Genomic DNA, 20,926 nt, shown 5'->3' on the forward strand with positions numbered 1-20,926 from the left:
GGCGATAATTTATGACACGCCTTAAAAAGAGGTAGTGGTTCTACCAAAGCGGGCGAAATTTTAAGCGGGGGGGGGTACTGTCAATAAAAAAATGAAAAAATGTGAAAAAAGATAAAAAAAGTAAAAAATGAAGATAAGAAGCAAAAAAGTGAGAAGTACAAGTAAAAAAAGTAAAAAAAGCCCGCACTTTTTAACAAAAAGTGCGGGTTGGATTGGGAAATTTTGGGTTATGTAGAAAGCGAGAAGCTATGATGATAGTTTTGGCTTGTGGCTTATAAGTAACGTTTAATCCGTTAAGATTTTTTTTACCTTTTCTTTCATTTGGTTGAACTCCAATGATATTCATTGGAGAGTAGTTCTGAAAGTTCATTGAAAGTGTTTTGCGTAAAAAAGAGGAATGCTAGTCTCTTAATTTAGCGGGAGGAATTAGTAGAATAATATCCGCCCATCGCACTGTAAATCGCATTTTGACTTTGAATTAAACTGTATTTCGCATTCAGAATGGCTAATTGAGAGGCATTTTCCATATTAGCTGCATTAAGCCATTCTATTAATTCTGCGATACCGGCATCATAGCGGTTTTTGTAATATTGCGTAATACGTTTGTTGTAACGGTAAGTCTCTTGTAAATTTGCAACATTTTCTTTTGCTTGGGTATAAGAGAAATAGAGGTTGTCTATTTCATTTAGAGCTTTGGTGATGTTTTGTTCAAAATTCAGTTTTGCATTTTCATAAGCTGCCTCAGAAATTTTAACATTCCATTTTACTGTATTCCAATTTAAGAAAGGTAAGTTTATGCCTACCGTTCCTGTCGCAATCGGTATGTTGAAAGCATTGTCAATTTTATTACCGCTTGATGATAATCCTGCTCCCAGTGTGATTGATGGAAACCAACTTTTTTGCATTGCTTTCGCATTTTTAAATGCACTATTGAGGCGATATAAAGAGCCTTTAATATCCGGACGATTGGCAATGGTTGATAATGGAATATCCAAATTTACCTCTGCACTTTTGACTTCCAAGATATGTGGTGTTTTGATGTTTAAATCTTCATTCGGTTTTAAGTTAAGCAAATTACGCAGGGTAGTTTCGGCACGTTTTTTTTGTGTTTGATAATTAATCAGATTATTACGAGCCTTAAGAATTGATTGTTGTGATTGATCTGTACTTGCCCGATCTGCCATACCTTGGTTGAATTTATTTTGCATAATTCGACTAATTTTTGAGTAATAATTAATCGTTTGGTTTGTTACTGCAATGGCATCATTTAAATAGGCAAGTTGATAGTAAGTTGTGACAACTGAGTTGATCAGAGAGAGTTTTGTTGCTTGTAAATCTTGTTGCGTAGCGGAATGTGTCCATTTTGCAGCAGAGGTTTTATCGGCTAAACGTTGCCATAAATCTAGGGTGTAGCTAATATTGAGTGAACCGCCGTGAGTAATTTTAGAGTTACTCCCTGTGTTAATATTTTTGGCGGCTGAAGAATTAACGCCTGTTTGGCGTGTGAAATTTGGTACTAAATCCGCCGCAACCAAATTGGCATTGTACAGAGCCGTGTTTACTGCAATAGTGGCTTTGGCAAGATCTTTATTATTTTCCAAAGCTTGTTTCACCAGTTGGTTAAGCGGTTCGTCATTATATTGTGTCCACCAATTTTCCTGAATGTTATATTGTTGAGTCAATGCTTCATATTGCTGAAAATCTTGTAATGTTGCATGGTAACTGTCATCAATATTTGCACAACCGATTAATATATTAGACACCACTATTGCAAACGTCATTTTAGAAAGTTTTAACATAAGTTTTCCTTATCTTGTAAGCAGAAAAGTGCGGTCTTTTTTTCCGCATTTTCTGCAAATTTTATCATGCTTTTATTCATGTGTCAGAGAGGAAATTGAGTTTAATTTAGATGCCTTTTTGAAGGTATATTTACTTTAAAAAATGGCTTGGTAGTTCCTGATCACATACGATTATGTCAAATTTATCTATCTTATCAATATAAGCTTTTTGAACTTGATTTATTTTTGATGAATCAATTACCAAAATAGCTTGCTCGGTTTTCTCCATTGCTTTTTGTTTTGTTTTTACTTCATCAAAATTAAAGCAAGTTACGCCTTTATTTACATCAATCCCTGCAGCTGAGATGAACGCTTTTGTTGTGCAAATTGCATCCAGTTCATTAGTTAGCTGAATAGGAATTAAAAAAGAGTTATTCTTTGAATAATTTCCACCGCACAAAATGACTTCACAATGAGGTTTATCTTGTAACACCATAAAGGTATTAATTGAACAGCAAAGTGCGGTGAATTTAATGGCAGGATCGATTTGTGAGGCGACGAAAGGAATTGTTGAACCACAGTCAAAAAAACACACATCGCCGTCTTTAATGAAATTAGCCGCAATGCGACCCACTTCCATTTTTTCGGCAATATGCTTTGTTTCTTGTTCAAAAATTTGGTAGCTGTTATCGGTGTTTTTTTGTGGATTTTTGACAATATAGCCACCAAGTAAAACAACTGAGCCTGTATCTGAAGCCAAATCACGGCGAATTGTCATTTCCGATACATTTAAAATAGTGGCAGCATCACGCAAGTGAATTTTATCCATTTGTTTGAGCAAAAAGTCTAATTTTTGAATACGTGATTGTATTTTCTTATCCATAACAGGCTCTATTAATTAAAACGGTTAATAAATAGCGTTATTGTCTGTTAAACCGTTAATAATAGCAATCCCTGAACTTGATCCAATTCTTGTCGCACCATTTTTAATCATTTCAATTGCGGTTTTAGTATCACGCACACCACCTGAAGCTTTGACACCGATATTTTCTCCAACCACTTGACGCATTAGTGCGATATTTTCAACCGTTGCACCGCCTTTATTGAAACCGGTTGATGTTTTAACAAATCCGACCCCCAGTTCACGACAAATCTTACAAGCAGTGATAATTTCCTCTTTGGTTAACAAGCAAGTTTCCAAAATAACTTTAAGTAAAGCACCTTCACAAGCAGCTAAAACAGCTTGAATGTCTGCTTTTACGGATTCCCACTGATTTGATTTAATCCAACCAATGTTAATCACCATGTCTATTTCCGTTGCACCGGCTTTTATTGCTTCTTTAGCTTCAAAAGCTTTTACAGTAGATAAATTAGCACCTAATGGAAATCCAACTACTGTGCATATTTTAACATTTGTATTTTGTAATTTTTGTCTTGCTAGCGGAATATAACCTGAATTAATACAAACAGAAAAGAAATTATGTTCAATCGCTTCGTTACAAAGATCTAGTATATCCTGTTCTGTTTTCTCCGCAGTTAATGCTGTATGGTCAATGAATTGAGCAATGTCATAAGATTGCATAAATATCCTCCTTATTTTAGGTTTATGTGATTATTTTCACTTTTTTATATGATACTGCAAAAAAAATTAAAAACTGTGACTTTGATCACTTTTTTAACATTTTTAATTTTATATACTGAATAAAATGAATTTTGTGAGAATTATAACATTTATTACGGAGAAAAACATTATGGATATTGCAGTCATTGGCTCAAATATGGTGGATTTAATTAGCTATATTAATGATATGCCGAAAATGGGTGAAACGCTAGAAGCTCATGATTTTAAAATGGGTTGTGGCGGAAAGGGAGCAAATCAAGCTATTGCAGCCGCTAAATTAGGTGCATCAGTAATGATGATGACTAAGGTTGGTGATGATGTATTTGCAGATAATACTATTAATAATTTCAAGCAATATGGTGTGAATACCGATTTTGTCGAAAAAGTGGTGGGTGTATCGAGTGGTGTAGCCCCTATTTTTGTTGATCGTTCTTCACAAAATCGCATTTTAATTATTAAAGGTGCGAATTCTTACTTGAAACCGGCAGATATTGATCATGCTGAAGTTCAGTTGAAAAACTGCAAGCTGCTTATTTTACAACTGGAAATTCCTTTAGAAACAGTTTATTACGCAATTGATTTTGCCAATAAACATCAAATTCCAGTCATTCTTAATCCTGCTCCTGCAAGTAAGGAATTAGACATTAGTTATGCTTGTAAATGTGATTTCTTTATGCCGAATGAAACTGAATTGGAAATTCTAACCGGTATGCCAGTTGACAATATGGAACAGATTCAAGCAGCAGCTAATAGCTTATTTTTGAAAGGATTAAAAAATCTGATTGTGACTTTAGGCGAAAAAGGATCGGTTTGGTTTCATCGGGATCAGGTAACACATGTTTCCTCGCACAAAGTTAATGCTATTGATACTAGTGGTGCTGGAGATGCTTTCATTGGTTGTTTTGCACATTTTTATATACAAACTAATGATGTCAAACAAGCAATGCAAATGGCATCAGCCTATTCAGCCTATAGTGTAACCGGACAAGGTACGCAATCTTCTTATCCGGATAAAGCACAATTCGAACAATTTCTACAATCGTTAAAATAAGGAGTATGGTATGAAAAATATTCAACAAATGCCCGATGGTTATCTCAATAAAACACCTATTTTCCAATTTATTTTGCTTTCTTGTTTATTCCCACTTTGGGGAGCAGCAGCCAGCTTAAATGATATTTTAATCACTCAGTTTAAAAGTGTATTTACGCTGAGTGATTTTGCCAGTGCTTTAGTACAAAGTGCATTTTATGGAGGATATTTTTTAATTGCGATACCTGCATCATTGGTGATCAAAAAAACCAGCTATAAAATTGCTATTTTAATTGGCTTAATGCTATATATCGGTGGTTGTTCACTGTTCTATCCAGCCTCGCATATGGCAACATACACAATGTTTTTAGTGGCTATTTTCTCTATTGCGATTGGGTTAAGTTTCTTGGAAACCTCTGCGAATACTTATAGTTCAATGATTGGACATAAAGATCATGCAACATTGAGATTAAATATAAGCCAGACTTTCTATCCAGTTGGTGCTATTTCAGGTATTTTATTAGGTAAATACCTCATCTTCCAAGAAGGTGCCAGTCTTGAAGAACGAATGGTAGGAATGACACCGGAACAGTTGCATTCATTTAAATTATCAATGTTAGAACATACGTTATCGCCATATAAATACTTAATCTTCATATTGATTGCGGTTACTTTTTTATTCGTAATTACCTCTTTTCCTAAATGTAAAGCAGTTACACAAACAGGTAAATCAGAAGTGAAATTTACCGATACGCTAAAATATCTAGCAAGTAATACAAAATTTAAAAAGGGAATTGTTGCTCAATTTCTCTACGTTGGTATGCAAGTTGCCGTATGGTCATTTACTATTCGTTTGGCACTCAATTTAAGTGATATGAATGAACGTGAAGCCTCAAATTTTATGATTTATAGCTTTATTGGATTCTTTATTGGCAAATTTGTCGCTAATTTCTTAATGACTAAATTTAAGTCAGATCTCGTTTTACTTTGGTATTCCATTTTAGGTGTGATCACTCTAGCTTATACCTCTTTTGTTCATGATTTTTCTGCTGTTTATGCGGCTATTTTCGCCAGTTTGTTGTTTGGTCCTTGCTGGGCAACAATCTATGCCTCCGTACTGGATACTGTTAAGCAAGAGCATAGAGAAGTGGGTGGGGCTGTTGTCGTCATGTCTATTATCGGTGCAGCTGTTGTTCCCGCAATTCACGGTTATGTCTCAGATACATTAGGATCTCTCCAACTTGCATTTATTGTACCTTTATTCTGTTTTGCTTATGTTGGCTATTATTTTTATGGAAAATTAAAAGAAAACAAGGAGAAATAGTATGAAAAGCTACCTTTATTTATCTAAATCACAATTTACAGATAAAGAACAACTTATTTTTAAAAATGAAAAGCTAAGTGCGGTCGCATTTCAATATCAATCCGGTATTGAGGCGGTCAAACTGATCAATAGTAAAGGTTTTCTAATTGTTTTACCTTTTTATGGGCAAATCATTTGGGACGTTCAATTTAACGGACAAACTCTCACAATGAAAAATATGTTCAACGAACCTAAGCGGGGAACAACTATTATTGATACCTACGGGTGTTTTGCTTTCCATTCAGGCTTAATTCGTAATGGTTGCCCAAGTCCAAAAGACGAGCATCCTTTGCATGGTGAAATGCCTTGTGCCGTAATGGATAAGGCTTGGTTGATTATTGAAGATGACAAATTAGGGATTGGTGGTGAAGTTGAATATGTGAAAGGTTTCGGTGAGCATTATTCAGCTAGACCGGAGGTGATATTATCTGCTGACAGTACATTATTTAATATCAATATGGCAGTGACAAACCTTGCCAGTGTTGATATGCCGTTACAGTATATGTGTCATATGAATTATTGCTATGAACATGGTGCAACATTCAGCCAAAATATCCCTGAAAGTGCGGTGCAATTACGCCAAACTATTCCGGCTCATGTGAAACCGACACCGCAATGGCTATCGTTTAATGAGGAGATTAAGAAAGGGAATTATACACTGTCATCGTTGGAAAATGATGAAATGTATAATCCGGAGATAGTGTTTTTTATGGATAATTTGCAACAATATCAGTCACAACTTGAATATCGTATGCACTCCCCGAAAGGTCATAATTATTTGGTAAAATTCTCGTCAGCACAATTCAATTATGCAACACGCTGGATTTTATATAATGCCGATCAGCAAGTGGGTGCTTTTGTCTTACCTGCAACCTGTCGTCCGGAAGGATTTTTGGCAGCTCAAAATAATGGCTCATTAATTATGCTAAAACCAAAAGAAATGCGGTATTTTAGTGTCATAACAGGTATTGAATAACATATAGCGAACAACATAAATACGGTTGACAAAAGTTTAACGGCATTGCTAAATGTATATTTAGTTAAAATATCCTAATGAAATGTTTAAAAAAATTGGCTTTTATAAAAATCTCTTGTATAATCGCCGGACCCTGTGAATGTGTCGGATTTCCCACCGCACATTATTTTATCAAGATCACACTCGAAGGGGTGGAGATTAAGATTGATGGTTGTGCTTAAGTTTAATAAGCACTGGGTATTAATATTATTTTATTGGTAATTAATTAATGAAAACTTTTGTAGCAAAACCGGAAACGGTTAAACGTGACTGGTATGTAGTGGATGCGACAGGTAAAACTTTAGGTCGCTTAGCGGCTGAGTTAGCTCGTCGCCTTCGTGGTAAACATAAAGCTGAGTATACTCCGCATGTTGATACGGGTGATTATATCGTTGTTATCAATGCAGAAAAAGTTGCAGTAACAGGTAATAAAGAAACTGATAAACTTTACTACTGGCATACTGGCTATGTAGGTGGTATTAAACAAGCGACTTTCAAAGAAATGATTGCACGCCGTCCGGAAGCAGTGATTGAAATTGCAGTTAAGGGTATGTTGCCAAAGGGTCCGTTAGGTCGAGCAATGTTCCGTAAATTAAAAGTGTATGCAGGTTCAGAACATAACCATGCAGCACAACAACCACAAGTTCTAGATATTTAATCACGAGGTTAGGAAAATGGCAGAGAATCAAAACTACGGCACAGGTCGCCGCAAAAGCTCTTCAGCTCGTGTATTTATCAAACCGGGCAGTGGTAAAATTGTTATCAACCAACGTGAGTTGGACGTATATTTCGGTCGTGAAACATCTCGTATGATCGTACGCCAACCGTTAGAATTGGTTGAATTAACTGATAAATTAGATTTATACGTCACAGTTAAAGGTGGTGGTATTTCCGGTCAAGCGGGTGCAATTCGCCATGGTATAACTCGTGCATTAATTGAGTATGATGAAACACTACGTCCTGCATTGCGTGCGGCTGGTTTTGTTACTCGTGATGCTCGCCGTGTTGAACGTAAGAAAATCGGCTTACACAAAGCACGTCGCCGTCCACAATACTCAAAACGTTAATTTCATATACAAAATTGCAAGCCAAATGGCTTGCAATTTTTTTTCTTATTTTGTCGGTAAATTATGATTGAGGCTTATGCATTGCCTTTTCATTTATGGTAGAATGGAAAGTCTTTATTAATTTTCAAGTCGTCGGAGGAAAAGATGACAAGCGCTGCGAATAAACGTTCAATAATGACTCTTTTTTTAGATAAGGTTGATATTTATTGCCATCAGGTTCGTATTGTTTTAGCTGAAAAAGGTGTTGCTTATGCAACAGAAATAGTTGATTCTGAATCTATATCAGAAGATTTAATGGAATTAAATCCCTATGGCACAATTCCTACTTTGGTTGATCGTGATTTAGTTTTATTCAACTCTCGTATCATTATGGAATATTTAGATGAGCGTTTTCCGCACCCTCCATTGATGCCGGTTTATCCGGTTTCTCGTGGTAAAAGCCGTTTATTAATGTTACGTATTGAACAAGATTGGTATCCTGTATTAGAAAAAGCAGAAAAAGGTTCAGAGAGTGAAAGAGCTATTGCATTGAAACAATTAAAAGAAGAAATCTTGGCAATAGCACCTGTATTTGGCCAGTCACTTTATTTTATGAGCGAAGAATTCAGTTTAGTTGATTGCTATATTGCGCCGTTATTATGGCGAATGCAGCAACTTGGTGTTGTATTTACAGGCACAGGCAGTAAAGCGATTAAATCTTATATGGAGCGAGTGTTTCAACGTGATTCATTTTTACAATCTGTTGGTGAAATGACACCTAAAAATTTAATGGAGGATAAATAGGATTAATATGTCGTATAAATTTTTACCTAAACGTCCCTATTTATTAAGAGCCTATTATGATTGGTTGATTGATAACGACTTAACTCCTTATCTTGTTGTAAATGCAACTTATTCAGGTGTAAAGGTTCCTGTTGAGTATGTCAAAGATGGTCAAATTGTTTTGAATTTATCTGCAAATGCGACAGGTAATTTATTGCTGAATAATGAGGCAATTCAGTTTAGTGCTCGTTTTCAGGGGGTATCTAGAGATATTTATATTCCTATGGGAGCGGCATTAGCTATTTATGCACGAGAAAATGGCGATGGAGTCATGTTTGAACCGGAAGCATTTTATGATGAATTAAATATTGACAGTGTTGATGAACAGCCTTTAGGTTTTGCTGAAGCAGTTGATCAAAAGAAAGTGAAAAAAACTGAAACAAAAACACAGAAAGGAACATCACATTTGCGTATTGTGAAATAAACTAAAGCAATTTTTTGAACCGCACTTAAAGTGCGGTTTTTTTATGAAAAGTAATTTAATCAATTCTTGTAGTTAGAAATTTGCATTACGAGGTGTGCGAGGGAATGGAATTACGTCACGAATATTTTGCACGCCTGTAACATAAACAATTAAACGCTCAAAACCTAATCCAAAACCTGCATGTGGAACTGTTCCATAACGTCGTAAATCACGATACCACCAATAATCTTCAGCTTTTAGTCCCATTTCTGCTATGCGTTTGTCAAGCACTTCTAAACGTTCTTCGCGTTGAGAACCGCCGATAATTTCACCAATTCCGGGGGCCAGAACATCCATTGCAGCGACTGTTTTACCATCATCATTCAAACGCATATAGAAAGCTTTTATATCTTTAGGATAGTTTTTAACTACAACCGGCGATTTGAAGTATTCTTCGGCTAAATAACGCTCATGCTCAGAAGATAAATCAATTCCCCAAGATACAGGAAATTCAAACGCTTTACCGGATTTTAACAGAATATCAATCGCATCAGTATAGTCTATTTGAGCAAAGTCTGAATTGATGAAATCTTTTAAGCGAGTAATTACATTTTTATCAACATGCTTTTCAAAGAATTTTAAGTCATCTTCACGTTCATTTAATACCGCACGGAAAACATATTTCAGCATATCTTCTGCTAATTTTGCATTGTCAGCTAAAGTTGCAAAAGCAATCTCAGGTTCAACCATCCAAAATTCAGCTAAATGACGCGTTGTATTTGAATTTTCTGCACGGAATGTCGGACCAAAAGTATAGATTTTGCTTAATGCACAAGCATAACTTTCACCATTTAATTGGCCCGATACCGTTAGAAAAGACTCTTTACCAAAAAAATCTTGGCTAAAATCAACCGCACCTTTATCTGTGCGAGGCAGATTTTCTAGGTCCAAAGTTGATACACGGAACATCTCACCGGCACCTTCAGTATCAGAAGCTGTGATCAATGGTGTTGCTACCCAGTAGAAACCTTGTTCATGGAAAAAACGATGAATAGCTTGAGCTAAGCAATGACGAACACGAGCTACTGCACCAATGATATTAGTGCGTGGACGCAAGTGTGCCACTTCACGTAAATATTCGATACTATGGCGTTTTGCAGACATTGGATAAGTTTCAGGATCATCAACCCAACCGGAAACTTCAATTTTATCGGCTTGTAATTCAACAGCTTGTCCTTCAGCAGGAGACTCGACAATTTTTCCAGTGACAACAACGGAACAACCGGTAGTTAAACGTAAAATTTCCGTTTCATAGTTCTCAATATCATTATTTACAATAGCTTGGATAGGATCAAAGCAAGAACCATCGTAAATAGCTAAGAAAGATAGTCCTGCTTTAGAATCCCGACGAGTGCGAATCCAACCACGTACTGTTACAGTTTCACCGACCGTGATTTTTCCTTTTAGAATATTAGCCACAGATGCAATTTTTGTCATATAAACCTCAAATCAGTTTTTATAATTGTAAAAATTAGTCATTTTACCGTAACTCATTAAAATTACCAAAATGTATCGGAACTTTTTGTTTTTGTGAGATAGCACACATAATTTATATAAGTCCCTTGTTTATTAGGAAAATTTCTTGGTATAAATGAACAATTTTATGAATTAAAATAATCAGGTAGAACAGGTAGAAAATATGGCAAAAGTGAGAAAAGAGGATAAATTACCTCTGAGAATGAAGCAGCTAGGCAAAATTTATCGCTTAATTGAACAATTTGAAGAAATTTCACGTATTGATTTATCCAAGTTATCTCAACTGGCTCCTGCAACTATCACCTCCTTAACTAGAGAACTTATAGAAAAAAAATTGGTGATTGAAAGAGCGGTACAAAATACGGAAAATCGTGGTCGTCCAGCAGTTGGATTATGTGTCTCACCATTTTACTGGCAATCTCTTTGTGCAACACTGACATACGATCATTTTGATATTTTGCTATGTGAGCTGGATGGCACAACAATAGCCCAAGAAGTTTATCCTCTTGATCTTTCTGATTTATCTTCATTAGAACAAATGTTGCCTTGCTATTTTGAGGATTTTTTATCAAAAGTTGGGACTAAATTGAGTCGTCCGATTACTTTTTCTATTGCAGTGGCGGGTAAACTACACCATTTGTCTGGTTTTCTGCAACGTTTGGGGGAGATCGAATTAAATGTGGATCTAACATCTTTATTTGCAGGCTATTTTGATATACCGATTATTGTAACGGAATATTTTGAAACTTGGTTATTAGCGGAAAGCACATTAGGAAGCGTAATAGGATATGATGATGTGATTTTCTTGCAAATTGATGAAGTCATTAATTTGAGTGTTTTATCAAAAGGGGGTATTCTACAGAGTGATCATAAAACTTGTATGAATATTGACCAAATTATTGTTCCTCGCCTTTATCCAATGCAAGATAAGATCAATCAACATTTATTTGAGCTTGAGCGATATCAAATACATAATCAATTGACTTATAAAGCATTTTGTCAATTTATAGATCTGTATTATCCAAATAATAATTTAATTAACACGACAGAAAAGATCAATTTTTTATGTAAAAAAGCACAGCTTAAAGATCCTTTAGCATTAGAAATTTTAGCTAACATAGCCGATATTATTGCATACATCTTATCCAATTTAGTTAATCTTTTTTCACCTGAGAAAATTATGTTTACTTCTCGTTTGCTATCCGTCAAACATGTTTTCCTTAATCAAATAAATCAGCGTTTAGCACATTATTTGCATAATTCAAAAATATGTGAAGTAATGACGAGCCAGTATGAATGGAATAGTCATGAAGTTATTGCTGCTGCTATTAAACAAAAGATTTATGATGGTAGTTTGTTAGTTTATATGGAAAAATATTAAAATTTTCTTCACTTAGCTGTCAAAAAGGCGTTAGAAAGCATTTTTGATTGCTTGACTATAAATAAAGGTTTCAGCTGAAAGTATCATAGCAAGACTTTTAACTTTTAAGAGTTAAAGGCTTTTGGGGTAGCGAATTTACGCCCCCAGCTCTTTTGAAATGGATTGTGCTGTTTGTTTGAGATGCATGAGCAATATATCTTTGCCGATTTGGTTTAAACGTGCAGTTGATAGAGAAATTGATACGGAGTAGATTACATTGCTATTGATGTCAAATATCGGGCAAGCTAAACAAGTTACGCCTGTTTCATTTTCTTCATTATCTACGGCATACCCTAATTCTCGAATCTTATTTAACTCCAGCTCCATAGCACTCAGTGTTACAATTGTATTAGCTGTTAATTTTGTAATATTCGTTTGATTTTTCTCCCAATAATCATCTAGAATGTGTCTCTTTTCGTATGCCATAAAAATTTTTCCCATAGCTGAACAATAAAGTTCTAAACGCTGACCAATATACGCTCGTGTACGCATCATACCTGTTGTTGGTTCAAGTTTATAAATCATTACAGCATGATGATGATCACGCATAGATAAATTGACTGTTTCACCTGTATTCAAATTAAGTTGCTCTAAGTAAGGGGATGTAATATTTAATATATTAAGTGAACTCAAGGTTTTTTGCCCAATCGTTAAACACTTCATTGTTAAACGATATGTACCAATTGTATTGGTAGGTTTGACATAACCACAGGTTTGTAGTGTTTGTAGCATACGATATGTTGTACTTTTATTTAGATTAGATAATTCAGATAGTTTAGCTAATGGACAACCATTAGGGAAATTGCTCAAAATATCAATTAGTAATAAACCCTTAATTAAACTTTGGTTGCTGCTAGCTTGTTTATTTTTATTCTCTTCTTTCATTTTTTATTCCTAAATAGCTTTTTTGGTTAGTTTTATTTTAGTGATATATCGATAAAATAAAAATGAGATCTTGATCACAAAAAATAAAAAAATTTATATCTATATGATTTATAAAAACTTTTATTTCTTATTTTCATTTGCATACAAATTTTATTCAGACTATAATTTTTTAAAATATCGTTTCAATATATGAAATAAAGATTGGCGTAATGAGGTTAAAACATGAAAGTCAGCTACGAAATACTCAAACAAGAATTTAAACGTATATTACTTGCAAGAAATGTTCGTGAAGACATTGCTGAAGAATGTGCGACTATATTTGCAGATACAACTGAGTCAGGAGTATATTCTCATGGGGTGAACCGGTTTCCTCGTTTTATTTCTCAACTGGAAAAAGGAGATATTGTACCGGAAGCGATTCCGACTAAAGTTCTTTCTTTAGGTGCGATTGAACAATGGGATGCTCATCAAGCGATTGGTAATATCACGGCAAAAAAAATGATGGATCGAGCCATGGAAATTGCGGATCAATTTGGCATTGGCGTTGTAGCTCTTAAAAATGCAAACCATTGGATGCGAGGCGGTGGCTACGGTTGGCAAGCAGCTGAAAAAGGTTATATAGGAATTTGCTGGACTAATTCAATTGCAGTCATGCCGCCATGGGGAGCAAAAGAATGTCGTATTGGCACTAATCCATTGATTATTGCTGTACCGACCAACCCTATAACAATGGTTGATATGTCTTGTTCTATGTATTCTTACGGTATGTTAGAAGTTCATCGTTTAGCGGGTCAACAAACATTTGTTGATGCCGGATTTGATGATGAAGGTAATTTAACTCGTGATCCCGGTACTGTTGAAAAAAATCGTCGCTTATTACCTATGGGATTTTGGAAAGGATCAGGTTTATCTATTGTTCTAGATATGATTGCAACCATACTATCTAATGGTTTATCTGTTGCAGAAGTTACCGAAGAAAAAGATGATGAATATTGTGTTTCACAAATCTTCATTGCTATTGAAGTAGATCGTTTAATTGATGGTAAAACAAAAGATGAGAAACTTAATAAAATCATGGACTATGTGAAAACAGCTGAACGAGTAGATGCTGATGTTGCAATACGCCTACCGGGTCATAAATTTGCGGCAGTTCGTGCTGAAAATAAAATTCATGGTATTCCGGTCGATGATTCTGTTTGGGAAAAAATTAAATCCCTATAACCTATAAGGAATACTTGTTCTCTGGTCATTGTTTTGATCAATAATCAACTAAACCCGTAAAGTTGTTATTAAAATTACGGTAAATGTGAATTAGAGGTAGCATGATGAGATCGATTAGTTTAACCGTAACTAAACTATTAGAAGCATTGGTTGTTATTATTTTAGCAACGATGTCTTGCTTGGTATTCCTTAATGTCGTACTACGCTATGGCTTTAATAGCAGTATCAATATTACAGAAGAAGTTTCACGCTACTTATTTGTTTGGTTGGCATTTCTTGGTGCTATCTTAGCCTTTAACGAAAATCGTCATGTTAATGTTACGATTTTTATCGAGCGTTTATCTCAGCATCAGCGAAATTTTCTACGCTTATTAACGGACAGCCTAATGTTGTTTTGCTGTTATCTTTTAATTACAGGTGGCTGGATACAATTTCAGCTTAATCTAACTAATATGGCACCTATTTCTGGTATCCCAACAGGTATTACTTATTTAGCTAGTTTTATTACAGGCTTAGTTATTGCCATACTACTTATCATTCGACTTTTTTCTAATGCTGGTGCTTTGATAAAAGGAGAAAACAAATGACGGTTATTATCTTTCTTTCCACTTTATTAGGAGGTATTTTATTAGGTATTCCTGTCGCCTTTTCTCTGTTATTGTGCGGTATAGCATTAATGTTGTATTTAGACTTATTTGATGCACAAATTTTGGCACAACAAATCGTGAGTGGTGCAGATAGTTTTTCTTTAATGGCAATTCCATTCTTTATCTTAGCTGGTGAAATTATGAATGAAGGGGGATTATCAAAACGGATTATTGATTTGCCGATGAAATTAGTAGGACATAAATGTGGAGGATTAGGTTTTGTTGCAATTCTTGCAGCGATGATTATGGCGAGTTTGTCAGGTTCGGCTGTTGCGGATACCGCTGCGGTGGCAGCGATGCTATTACCTATGATGAAAACAACAGGTTATCCGCTGGATCGTTCGGCTGGTTTGATTGGTACGGCTGGTATTATTGCACCTATTATCCCGCCTTCTATTCCGTTTATTATCTTTGGAGTCTCTAGTGGTGTGTCTATTACTAAGCTGTTTCTAGCGGGAATTGTACCGGGAATCCTAATGGGAATTTGTTTAGCTGCCCTATGGTGGTGGCAAGCAAAGCACCTTCGCTTAATGACTTTTTCCAAGGCAAGAAAAGAAGAACTTTGTGCTTCCTTTAAAAATAGTATTTGGGCATTAATGTTACCTGTAATCATTATTGGTGGTTTCCGTTCTGGTATTTTTACCCCAACAGAAGCAGGTGCTGTTGCAGCATTTTATGCATTATTTGTCGCACTCTTTGTATATAAGGAATTGAAAATCAAGCAACTTTATCAAGTTTTTCTCGCAGCGGCAAAAACAACTGCGGTAGTTATGTTTCTCGTTGCTGCTGCTCAAGTTACAGGTTGGTTAATCACGATTGCTGAATTACCACATATGATGACAGCATTGTTAGAGCCACTAATTGATACACCAACTTTATTACTTATTGTCGTAATGCTATTTGTTTTTTTGATTGGTATGGTGATGGATCTTACGCCTACTGTATTAATTCTCACACCGGTATTAATGCCATTGGTTGAGGAAGCAGGAATTAACCCTATCTATTTTGGTGTGCTCTTTATTTTGAATACTTCAATTGGTTTAATTACGCCACCGGTAGGTAATGTCCTTAATGTCATTACAGGTGTATCTAAATTGCCATTTGATCAAGTGACAAAGGGCATACTTCCTTATTTATTGATGATGATTGTGTTGCTCTTTATCTTTATTTTCTTCCCTGCTTTAATTTTAATGCCACTTAATTGGTTACAACTTTAAATCTTCATAGGAGAACATTATGACACTATTAAATTTTAAAACGCTTTCTGTGTTCATGGCTAGCATGACTATATTCTCAGGCACTGCCAGTGCTGCAACAACATTACGTTTTGGTTATGAAGCTCCTCGTGGTGATACACAACATGAAGCAGCAAAGAAATTTAACGACCTTTTAAAGGAAAAAACAAAAGGAGAAATCAAGCTAACACTTTTTCCAGACAGTACGTTAGGTAACGCACAAACTATGATCAGTGCTGTACGTGGTGGAACGATTGACTTGGAAATGTCAGGTTCTCCAAATTTTTCTGGATTAGTACCAAAATTAAATGTGATTGATATTCCATTCATTTTCCAAAACCGCGAGCATGTATATGCCGTATTGGATAGTGAAATTGGTCAAAGTTTATTAAAAGAATTAGAAGCCAAAGGATTAAAAGGTTTAGCTTTTTGGGAAGTAGGATTTCGATCTTTTACTAACTCAAAACATCCTGTAAAATCCCCTGATGATATTAAAGGGTTAAAAGTGCGGACTAACCAAAATCCAATGTATATTCAAGCATTTTCAATCTTAGGGGCAAATCCAGTTCCAATGCCATTATCCGAACTTTATACCGCACTTGAAACACGTGCGGTAGATGCTCAAGAACATCCTGTTGGTATTGTTTGGTCTGCTAAATTATATGAGGTGCAAAAATACTTAAGCTTAACTAACCATGGTTATACGCCATTGATTGTTGTTATGAACAAAGCCAAATTCGATGCCTTGTCTCCGGCATTGCAAACAGCATTAGTCGAAGCTGCACAAGAAGCAGGTGCTTATCAACGCCAGCTTAACCTTAGAAATGAAAAAAGCATTATTGAAAAAATGCAAAAAGCGGGCGTTGAAATTATTGAGCGTGTTGATACCGGACCGTTTAGGGCAGCCATTGAAAACGAAGTACGCAAGGCATTCATTGAGAAAAATGGTGATGATTTAGTTAAAAAAATTGATGCATTAGCAAAATAAGTATATTCAATGATAAGAAACAGAATTTTTATTAAATTGACCGCACTTTTACTTATTCCTTATTCGGAAGGAGGAGCTTATGTTGGCAAATGGAGACGTTCCAATCCTTCAGCTACAGCATATCGTCAAACGATTCGGTAATCAGGTAGCAGTAAATGATGTTAGCCTTAATATTCACCAAGGAGAAATTGTTGCATTGCTCGGTGAGAATGGTGCGGGCAAATCCACTTTAATTAAAATTCTGGCAGGTATCTATTCTCGTGATGAAGGTGAAATTTATTTTCATCAACAAAAAATCCAATCGGCACAATCTCTTACCAATAAAAATAAACAACCTATTGCTTTTATTCATCAAGATTTAGGGCTGGTTGAATGGATGACGATTGCTGAAAATATGGCATTTGTAATGGGATTTCCTCGCCGTTTCGGCTTGATTGATTGGAAAAAAATTAATCAACAAGCACAAGAAGCATTGGATTTTGTTGGTATTCACCTTTCTGCTCAAACTCGAGTTTTTGACTTAAGTCGTACAGAAAAAGCGTTATTGACCATTGCTCGTGCGATTGCTGTCAATGCTGAGATTTTAGTGTTGGATGAACCAACTGCCTCTCTACCTGCAGGTGATGTTGAACATTTATTCAAGGTGCTTAATCGCCTACGTAAACAGGGCGTTGGTATGATTTATGTCACTCACCGATTGGATGAGGTCATTAGGCTTTCTGATCGCATTTTAGTCATGCGTGATGGTTATTCTGTGGCAGAAGGTTCGACTAAAGATTATGATGTGAAAGCTCTAGTGAAGGCTATTGTTGGTGAAGAAACAAGAGAAAAACAACGTGAACCATTGCCTAAAAACACACCAGAAGTGGTACGGCTTAACGAAGTTGTTGTTGGTGATACCGGTCCTGTTTCCTTTAGTTTACATCAGGGCGAAATGATTGCATTAGCAGGATTGCGAGGTGCGGGACAAGAAGAGATAGGACGATTATTATTTGGACTACGTAAGTTGGAAAGTGGAGACATTAGTTTAAATGAATGTGCTTATCATGCCGAGTCGCCATGTGAGGCAATTTATAAAGGTGTAGCACTTGTTGCCGGAGACCGTATCCGAGAAGGTCTTGTCATGTCAATGACAACCATGGAAAATCTCTTTATCAATCCTATCTTAAGTGGTCATTTTCCATTAAAAAATTATGCAAGCAAAAAAGAAAGGTCTGAATGTTGGTATCAATTCCAGCTCTTTGATATTCGGCCAAAAAATTTATTTATTGAGGTCAGTTCGCTTTCAGGAGGTAATCAACAGAAAATTGTGCTTGCACGTTGGATGCAGCTCAATACACCTGTGCTGATTTTAGAAGATCCAACTGCGGGTGTAGACGTTGGTGCACGAGCAGAAATTTATGACTTATTAAATCAAGCCTTGAAAAAAGGTGTTGCAATTATTGTGATTTCAAACGATTTTGAAGAAATTGCACATCTTTGTAATCGAGCCTTGGTATTCAACCGAGGCGATATCGTGGGTGAATTATTCAATGAACAAGTCACATTTGCGAATTTGCTGGCACTCGCTTCGGACGCATCTGCTACCATAAATTAATTTTCGTGTTTTTAGACCGCACTTAAACAATAGGAGAGCATCATGGCTCAAACAAATATTAAATCAACCGCTTTAGAACAGCCTGTATCTATTGCACGTGATGGGTTTTGGGCGTGGGTTTCTCAAATGATCACTCGATATGGGTTACTCTGCTTATGTTTTTTACTTATCATACTTTTCTCTATGACAACAGATTCTTTTGCCTCTATGCTAACCTTACATGCGATTTTAGAAAGTAAATCAAAAATTGCACTATTGGCACTCGCAGCGACGACGACCATGATTGTAGGCAAAATTGACTTAAATGTAGGCTTTGGTATTGTTCTTTGGCATATTTTAGCTATTACACTACAAGTTCAATTCGGTTTTTCATGGCAAATGGCGACTATCACAGTACTCATTGTGGCAGCAATTTATGGCTTACTTAATGGGATTTTAGTTGCACTTGCTGACATTGATAGCTTCGTCGCTACATTGGGAACGGGAACGGTATTGTATGCAATTGCTTTATGGCATTCAGGCGGTCGCCAAATTGTCGGTGATTTACCTGATGCTTTTATTGCTATTAACAGTACTGAGATCTTAGGTATTCCTATCTCGGCTTTTTATGTGTTAATCGTTGCTATTGTCATGTGGCTGGTGACTGAACATACCCCAACAGGACGTTGTATGTATGCTGTAGGAGGAAATCCTACCGCCGCTTATTTGAATGGTATTTCGATTAAGAAATATACGATTGTGCCATTTATTGTATCTAGTTTAATCACAGGGTTTACCGGAGTTCTCATCGCAGCACAACAGGGTGTTGGGCAAGCAAGTGTCGGAATGGATTATCTTTTACCCGCACTGGTAGGTGCGTTCTTAGGCAGCACTACAATTAAACCGGGTCGGATTAATGTTTGGGGTACCGTTATTGGGATTGCAATTCTTGCTATTGGCATTTCTGGTATTCAACAATTCGGCGGTGCTTTTTGGGTCGAGCCATTATTTAATGGTGCAACTTTATTATTATCTATCACTATCGCAGGTTATGCACAACGTAAACGTTTATTAGGTCAAAAAGCAGTACACAAGAAAGCAGCAACAAAATAATTTGTTGTGTTAATTACCCATTAAAAGGAGAAAATTTATGAAACAGTTTTTTCATTGTAGTTTAAGTGTAGTGGCTTCTGTAGTCGCACTCTCTTTTGCCGGCAACACTATGGCAAATGATCCATTTGTCGCTGAAGCAAAACAACAAGTTGCTACAGCTGCTGCTCAAAAAACAACTTGGGATGGACCAACAACAGGTCCAAAAGTACAACAAGGAAAAAATATTATTTTCATTGCTTCTGATATGAAAAATGGCGGTGTATTAGGTGTAATTGATGGTATGAAAGAGGCAACGAGTATAGCTGGCTGGAAATTAGATATTCTTGATGGAGCAGGTGCGGTCAATAATCAACTTTCTGCTTTAAACCAAGCGATTGCTCGTAAACCTGATGCCATTGTCATTGGGGGTTGGAATCCAAATGTGGCAAAAATTCCACTTAGCAAGGCAACTAAAAATGGAATCACATTGGTTGCATGGCATGCTACACCGGAACCGGGACCAATTAATAAATATAATATTTTCTATAATGTCACCTCTGATTCTGACCAAATTGCTAAACTTTCAGCTCAACTTGCTGTAGCAAACTCAGATGGAAAAGCAAAAGTGGTTATTCTTACCGATTCACTATATGAAATTGCGTTACGTAAAGCGAATGTGATGAAAGAAATTATTGAACAATGTAAAGAATGTCAGGTATTAGAGTTCATTGATACGCCGCTTGCAGATACCTCAAGTCGTATGCCGAGCCTAACTTTTAGTTTATTACAAAAATATGGTGATAACTTACAATACACACTTGCTATTAACGATCTCTATTTTGATTTTATGACACCGTCCTTACGTTCTGCAAACAAAGGAGAAATGCCATACAACATTTCTGCAGGAGATGGTTCAGTTACTGCCTATCAACGTATTCGGAATAATAATCATCAATTTGCTACCGTACCGGAACCCCTGAATTTACATGGTTGGCAATTAGTGGATGAACTTAATCGTGCTTTTGCTGGAGAAAAACCCTCTGGTTATGTCACTCCTGCTCACCTAGTGATTAAAGACAACGTGGCATTTGATGGTGGGAATAAGAACCTTTATGATCCACAAAATGGTTATAAAGAAGCCTATAAGGCGATTTGGAACGTGAAGTAATCAACTATTGTGGTCGCAAAAAATTGTCAAAAAAGACCGCACTTTCCTAGTAAGGAGAG

20 protein-coding genes are annotated in these 20,926 nt (G+C 36.1%); 15 read left to right on the forward strand and 5 right to left on the reverse strand.

Annotated features, from left to right (window positions below; all coding sequences use genetic code 11):
- Positions 1-413 precede the first annotated feature (413 nt).
- From tdeA to deoC, 3 genes are all read right to left on the reverse strand, one after another.
- Entirely contained in the window at positions 414-1,799 is a 1,386-nt protein-coding gene (gene tdeA, locus HSM_RS06290; RefSeq protein ID WP_012340388.1) for a toxin/drug exporter TdeA, read from the reverse strand.
- Between the two features lie 130 nt (positions 1,800-1,929).
- Positions 1,930-2,661: a DNA-binding transcriptional repressor DeoR gene (gene deoR / locus HSM_RS06295; RefSeq protein ID WP_011608900.1), complete on the reverse strand. Its 732-nt coding sequence runs from the start codon at positions 2,659-2,661 to the stop codon at positions 1,930-1,932.
- 24 nt (positions 2,662-2,685) lie between these two features.
- Entirely contained in the window at positions 2,686-3,360 is a 675-nt protein-coding gene (gene deoC / locus HSM_RS06300; protein WP_011608901.1) for a deoxyribose-phosphate aldolase, read from the reverse strand.
- A 169-nt stretch (positions 3,361-3,529) separates the two neighbouring features.
- Between deoC and rbsK the strand changes: the two genes are divergently transcribed.
- The 7 genes from rbsK (at position 3,530) to HSM_RS06335 (ending at position 9,120) form a co-directional block, all read left to right on the forward strand.
- Entirely contained in the window at positions 3,530-4,450 is a 921-nt protein-coding gene (gene rbsK, locus HSM_RS06305) for a ribokinase (protein ID WP_011608902.1), read from the forward strand.
- A gap of 10 nt (positions 4,451-4,460) precedes the next feature.
- Positions 4,461-5,753, forward strand: coding sequence for an L-fucose:H+ symporter permease (gene fucP, locus HSM_RS06310; protein WP_012340389.1), 1,293 nt, complete (start codon positions 4,461-4,463; stop codon positions 5,751-5,753).
- 1 nt (position 5,754) lies between these two features.
- Entirely contained in the window at positions 5,755-6,768 is a 1,014-nt protein-coding gene (locus tag HSM_RS06315) for an aldose 1-epimerase family protein (RefSeq protein WP_012340390.1), read from the forward strand.
- A 268-nt stretch (positions 6,769-7,036) separates the two neighbouring features.
- Positions 7,037-7,465, forward strand: coding sequence for a 50S ribosomal protein L13 (rplM, locus tag HSM_RS06320; protein WP_012340391.1), 429 nt, complete (start codon positions 7,037-7,039; stop codon positions 7,463-7,465).
- A 16-nt stretch (positions 7,466-7,481) separates the two neighbouring features.
- The gene (gene rpsI, locus HSM_RS06325; RefSeq protein WP_011608906.1) at positions 7,482-7,874 is read left to right on the forward strand and encodes a 30S ribosomal protein S9; all 393 of its coding nucleotides are present in this window, start codon (positions 7,482-7,484) and stop codon (positions 7,872-7,874) included.
- Between the two features lie 144 nt (positions 7,875-8,018).
- Positions 8,019-8,657, forward strand: a complete 639-nt coding sequence (gene sspA / locus HSM_RS06330; RefSeq protein ID WP_012340393.1) for a stringent starvation protein SspA — start codon at positions 8,019-8,021, stop codon at positions 8,655-8,657.
- A 7-nt stretch (positions 8,658-8,664) separates the two neighbouring features.
- Positions 8,665-9,120: a ClpXP protease specificity-enhancing factor gene (locus HSM_RS06335; protein ID WP_012340394.1), complete on the forward strand. Its 456-nt coding sequence runs from the start codon at positions 8,665-8,667 to the stop codon at positions 9,118-9,120.
- A gap of 72 nt (positions 9,121-9,192) precedes the next feature.
- On the opposite strand, the gene asnS is transcribed toward HSM_RS06335, so the two are convergent.
- Complete coding sequence (gene asnS, locus HSM_RS06340) at positions 9,193-10,596, reverse strand: asparagine--tRNA ligase (protein WP_012340395.1); 1,404 nt, start codon at positions 10,594-10,596, stop codon at positions 9,193-9,195.
- A gap of 202 nt (positions 10,597-10,798) precedes the next feature.
- Here asnS and HSM_RS06345 point away from each other — a divergent pair, with 202 nt between their 5' ends.
- On the forward strand, positions 10,799-12,016 hold the full coding sequence (locus tag HSM_RS06345; protein WP_012340396.1) for an ROK family protein: 1,218 nt from the start codon (positions 10,799-10,801) through the stop codon (positions 12,014-12,016).
- A gap of 135 nt (positions 12,017-12,151) precedes the next feature.
- Here the strand turns inward: HSM_RS06345 and HSM_RS06350 are convergent, their stop codons facing one another.
- On the reverse strand, positions 12,152-12,940 hold the full coding sequence (locus HSM_RS06350) for an IclR family transcriptional regulator (RefSeq protein WP_012340397.1): 789 nt from the start codon (positions 12,938-12,940) through the stop codon (positions 12,152-12,154).
- 222 nt (positions 12,941-13,162) lie between these two features.
- Between HSM_RS06350 and yiaK the strand changes: the two genes are divergently transcribed.
- The 7 genes from yiaK to HSM_RS06385 all read left to right on the forward strand — a co-directional run bounded on the left by yiaK (position 13,163) and on the right by HSM_RS06385 (position 20,867).
- A complete protein-coding gene (yiaK, locus tag HSM_RS06355) occupies positions 13,163-14,161 on the forward strand; it encodes a 3-dehydro-L-gulonate 2-dehydrogenase (RefSeq protein ID WP_011608912.1) in 999 nt (332 codons plus the stop codon).
- A 104-nt stretch (positions 14,162-14,265) separates the two neighbouring features.
- Complete coding sequence (locus tag HSM_RS06360) at positions 14,266-14,748, forward strand: TRAP transporter small permease (RefSeq protein WP_012340398.1); 483 nt, start codon at positions 14,266-14,268, stop codon at positions 14,746-14,748.
- The gene (locus tag HSM_RS06365; protein WP_012340399.1) at positions 14,745-16,025 is read left to right on the forward strand and encodes a TRAP transporter large permease subunit; all 1,281 of its coding nucleotides are present in this window, start codon (positions 14,745-14,747) and stop codon (positions 16,023-16,025) included. The genes HSM_RS06360 and HSM_RS06365 overlap by 4 nt, the downstream gene beginning before the upstream one ends.
- A 19-nt stretch (positions 16,026-16,044) precedes the next feature.
- Complete coding sequence (locus HSM_RS06370; RefSeq protein ID WP_012340400.1) at positions 16,045-17,031, forward strand: TRAP transporter substrate-binding protein; 987 nt, start codon at positions 16,045-16,047, stop codon at positions 17,029-17,031.
- A gap of 79 nt (positions 17,032-17,110) precedes the next feature.
- Positions 17,111-18,628 carry a sugar ABC transporter ATP-binding protein gene (locus tag HSM_RS06375; protein ID WP_012340402.1) on the forward strand — a complete coding sequence of 506 codons (1,518 nt, stop codon included), beginning with the start codon at positions 17,111-17,113 and terminating at the stop codon, positions 18,626-18,628.
- A gap of 42 nt (positions 18,629-18,670) precedes the next feature.
- Positions 18,671-19,720, forward strand: coding sequence for an ABC transporter permease (locus HSM_RS06380; RefSeq protein ID WP_012340403.1), 1,050 nt, complete (start codon positions 18,671-18,673; stop codon positions 19,718-19,720).
- A 37-nt stretch (positions 19,721-19,757) separates the two neighbouring features.
- The gene (locus tag HSM_RS06385; RefSeq protein WP_012340404.1) at positions 19,758-20,867 is read left to right on the forward strand and encodes an ABC transporter substrate-binding protein; all 1,110 of its coding nucleotides are present in this window, start codon (positions 19,758-19,760) and stop codon (positions 20,865-20,867) included.
- Positions 20,868-20,926 lie beyond the last annotated feature (59 nt).

This window comes from Histophilus somni 2336, assembly GCF_000019405.1.
GTDB classification, from domain to species: domain Bacteria; phylum Pseudomonadota; class Gammaproteobacteria; order Enterobacterales; family Pasteurellaceae; genus Histophilus; species Histophilus somni.

Bases quoted from the DNA above. Each gene is read 5' to 3' on its own strand.
- deoR (WP_011608900.1), bottom strand. From the start codon at position 2,661: ATGGATAAGAAAATACAATCACGTATTCAAAAATTAGACTTTTTGCTC.
- rbsK (WP_011608902.1), top strand. From the start codon at position 3,530: ATGGATATTGCAGTCATTGGCTCAAATATGGTGGATTTAATTAGCTAT.
- asnS (WP_012340395.1), bottom strand. From the start codon at position 10,596: ATGACAAAAATTGCATCTGTGGCTAATATTCTAAAAGGAAAAATCACG.
- rpsI (WP_011608906.1), top strand. From the start codon at position 7,482: ATGGCAGAGAATCAAAACTACGGCACAGGTCGCCGCAAAAGCTCTTCA.
- HSM_RS06370 (WP_012340400.1), top strand. From the start codon at position 16,045: ATGACACTATTAAATTTTAAAACGCTTTCTGTGTTCATGGCTAGCATG.
- HSM_RS06350 (WP_012340397.1), bottom strand. From the start codon at position 12,940: ATGAAAGAAGAGAATAAAAATAAACAAGCTAGCAGCAACCAAAGTTTA.
- tdeA (WP_012340388.1), bottom strand. From the start codon at position 1,799: ATGTTAAAACTTTCTAAAATGACGTTTGCAATAGTGGTGTCTAATATA.
- fucP (WP_012340389.1), top strand. From the start codon at position 4,461: ATGAAAAATATTCAACAAATGCCCGATGGTTATCTCAATAAAACACCT.
- HSM_RS06375 (WP_012340402.1), top strand. From the start codon at position 17,111: ATGTTGGCAAATGGAGACGTTCCAATCCTTCAGCTACAGCATATCGTC.
- HSM_RS06335 (WP_012340394.1), top strand. From the start codon at position 8,665: ATGTCGTATAAATTTTTACCTAAACGTCCCTATTTATTAAGAGCCTAT.
- sspA (WP_012340393.1), top strand. From the start codon at position 8,019: ATGACAAGCGCTGCGAATAAACGTTCAATAATGACTCTTTTTTTAGAT.
- deoC (WP_011608901.1), bottom strand. From the start codon at position 3,360: ATGCAATCTTATGACATTGCTCAATTCATTGACCATACAGCATTAACT.
- rplM (WP_012340391.1), top strand. From the start codon at position 7,037: ATGAAAACTTTTGTAGCAAAACCGGAAACGGTTAAACGTGACTGGTAT.
- yiaK (WP_011608912.1), top strand. From the start codon at position 13,163: ATGAAAGTCAGCTACGAAATACTCAAACAAGAATTTAAACGTATATTA.
- HSM_RS06360 (WP_012340398.1), top strand. From the start codon at position 14,266: ATGAGATCGATTAGTTTAACCGTAACTAAACTATTAGAAGCATTGGTT.
- HSM_RS06380 (WP_012340403.1), top strand. From the start codon at position 18,671: ATGGCTCAAACAAATATTAAATCAACCGCTTTAGAACAGCCTGTATCT.
- HSM_RS06365 (WP_012340399.1), top strand. From the start codon at position 14,745: ATGACGGTTATTATCTTTCTTTCCACTTTATTAGGAGGTATTTTATTA.
- HSM_RS06315 (WP_012340390.1), top strand. From the start codon at position 5,755: ATGAAAAGCTACCTTTATTTATCTAAATCACAATTTACAGATAAAGAA.
- HSM_RS06385 (WP_012340404.1), top strand. From the start codon at position 19,758: ATGAAACAGTTTTTTCATTGTAGTTTAAGTGTAGTGGCTTCTGTAGTC.
- HSM_RS06345 (WP_012340396.1), top strand. From the start codon at position 10,799: ATGGCAAAAGTGAGAAAAGAGGATAAATTACCTCTGAGAATGAAGCAG.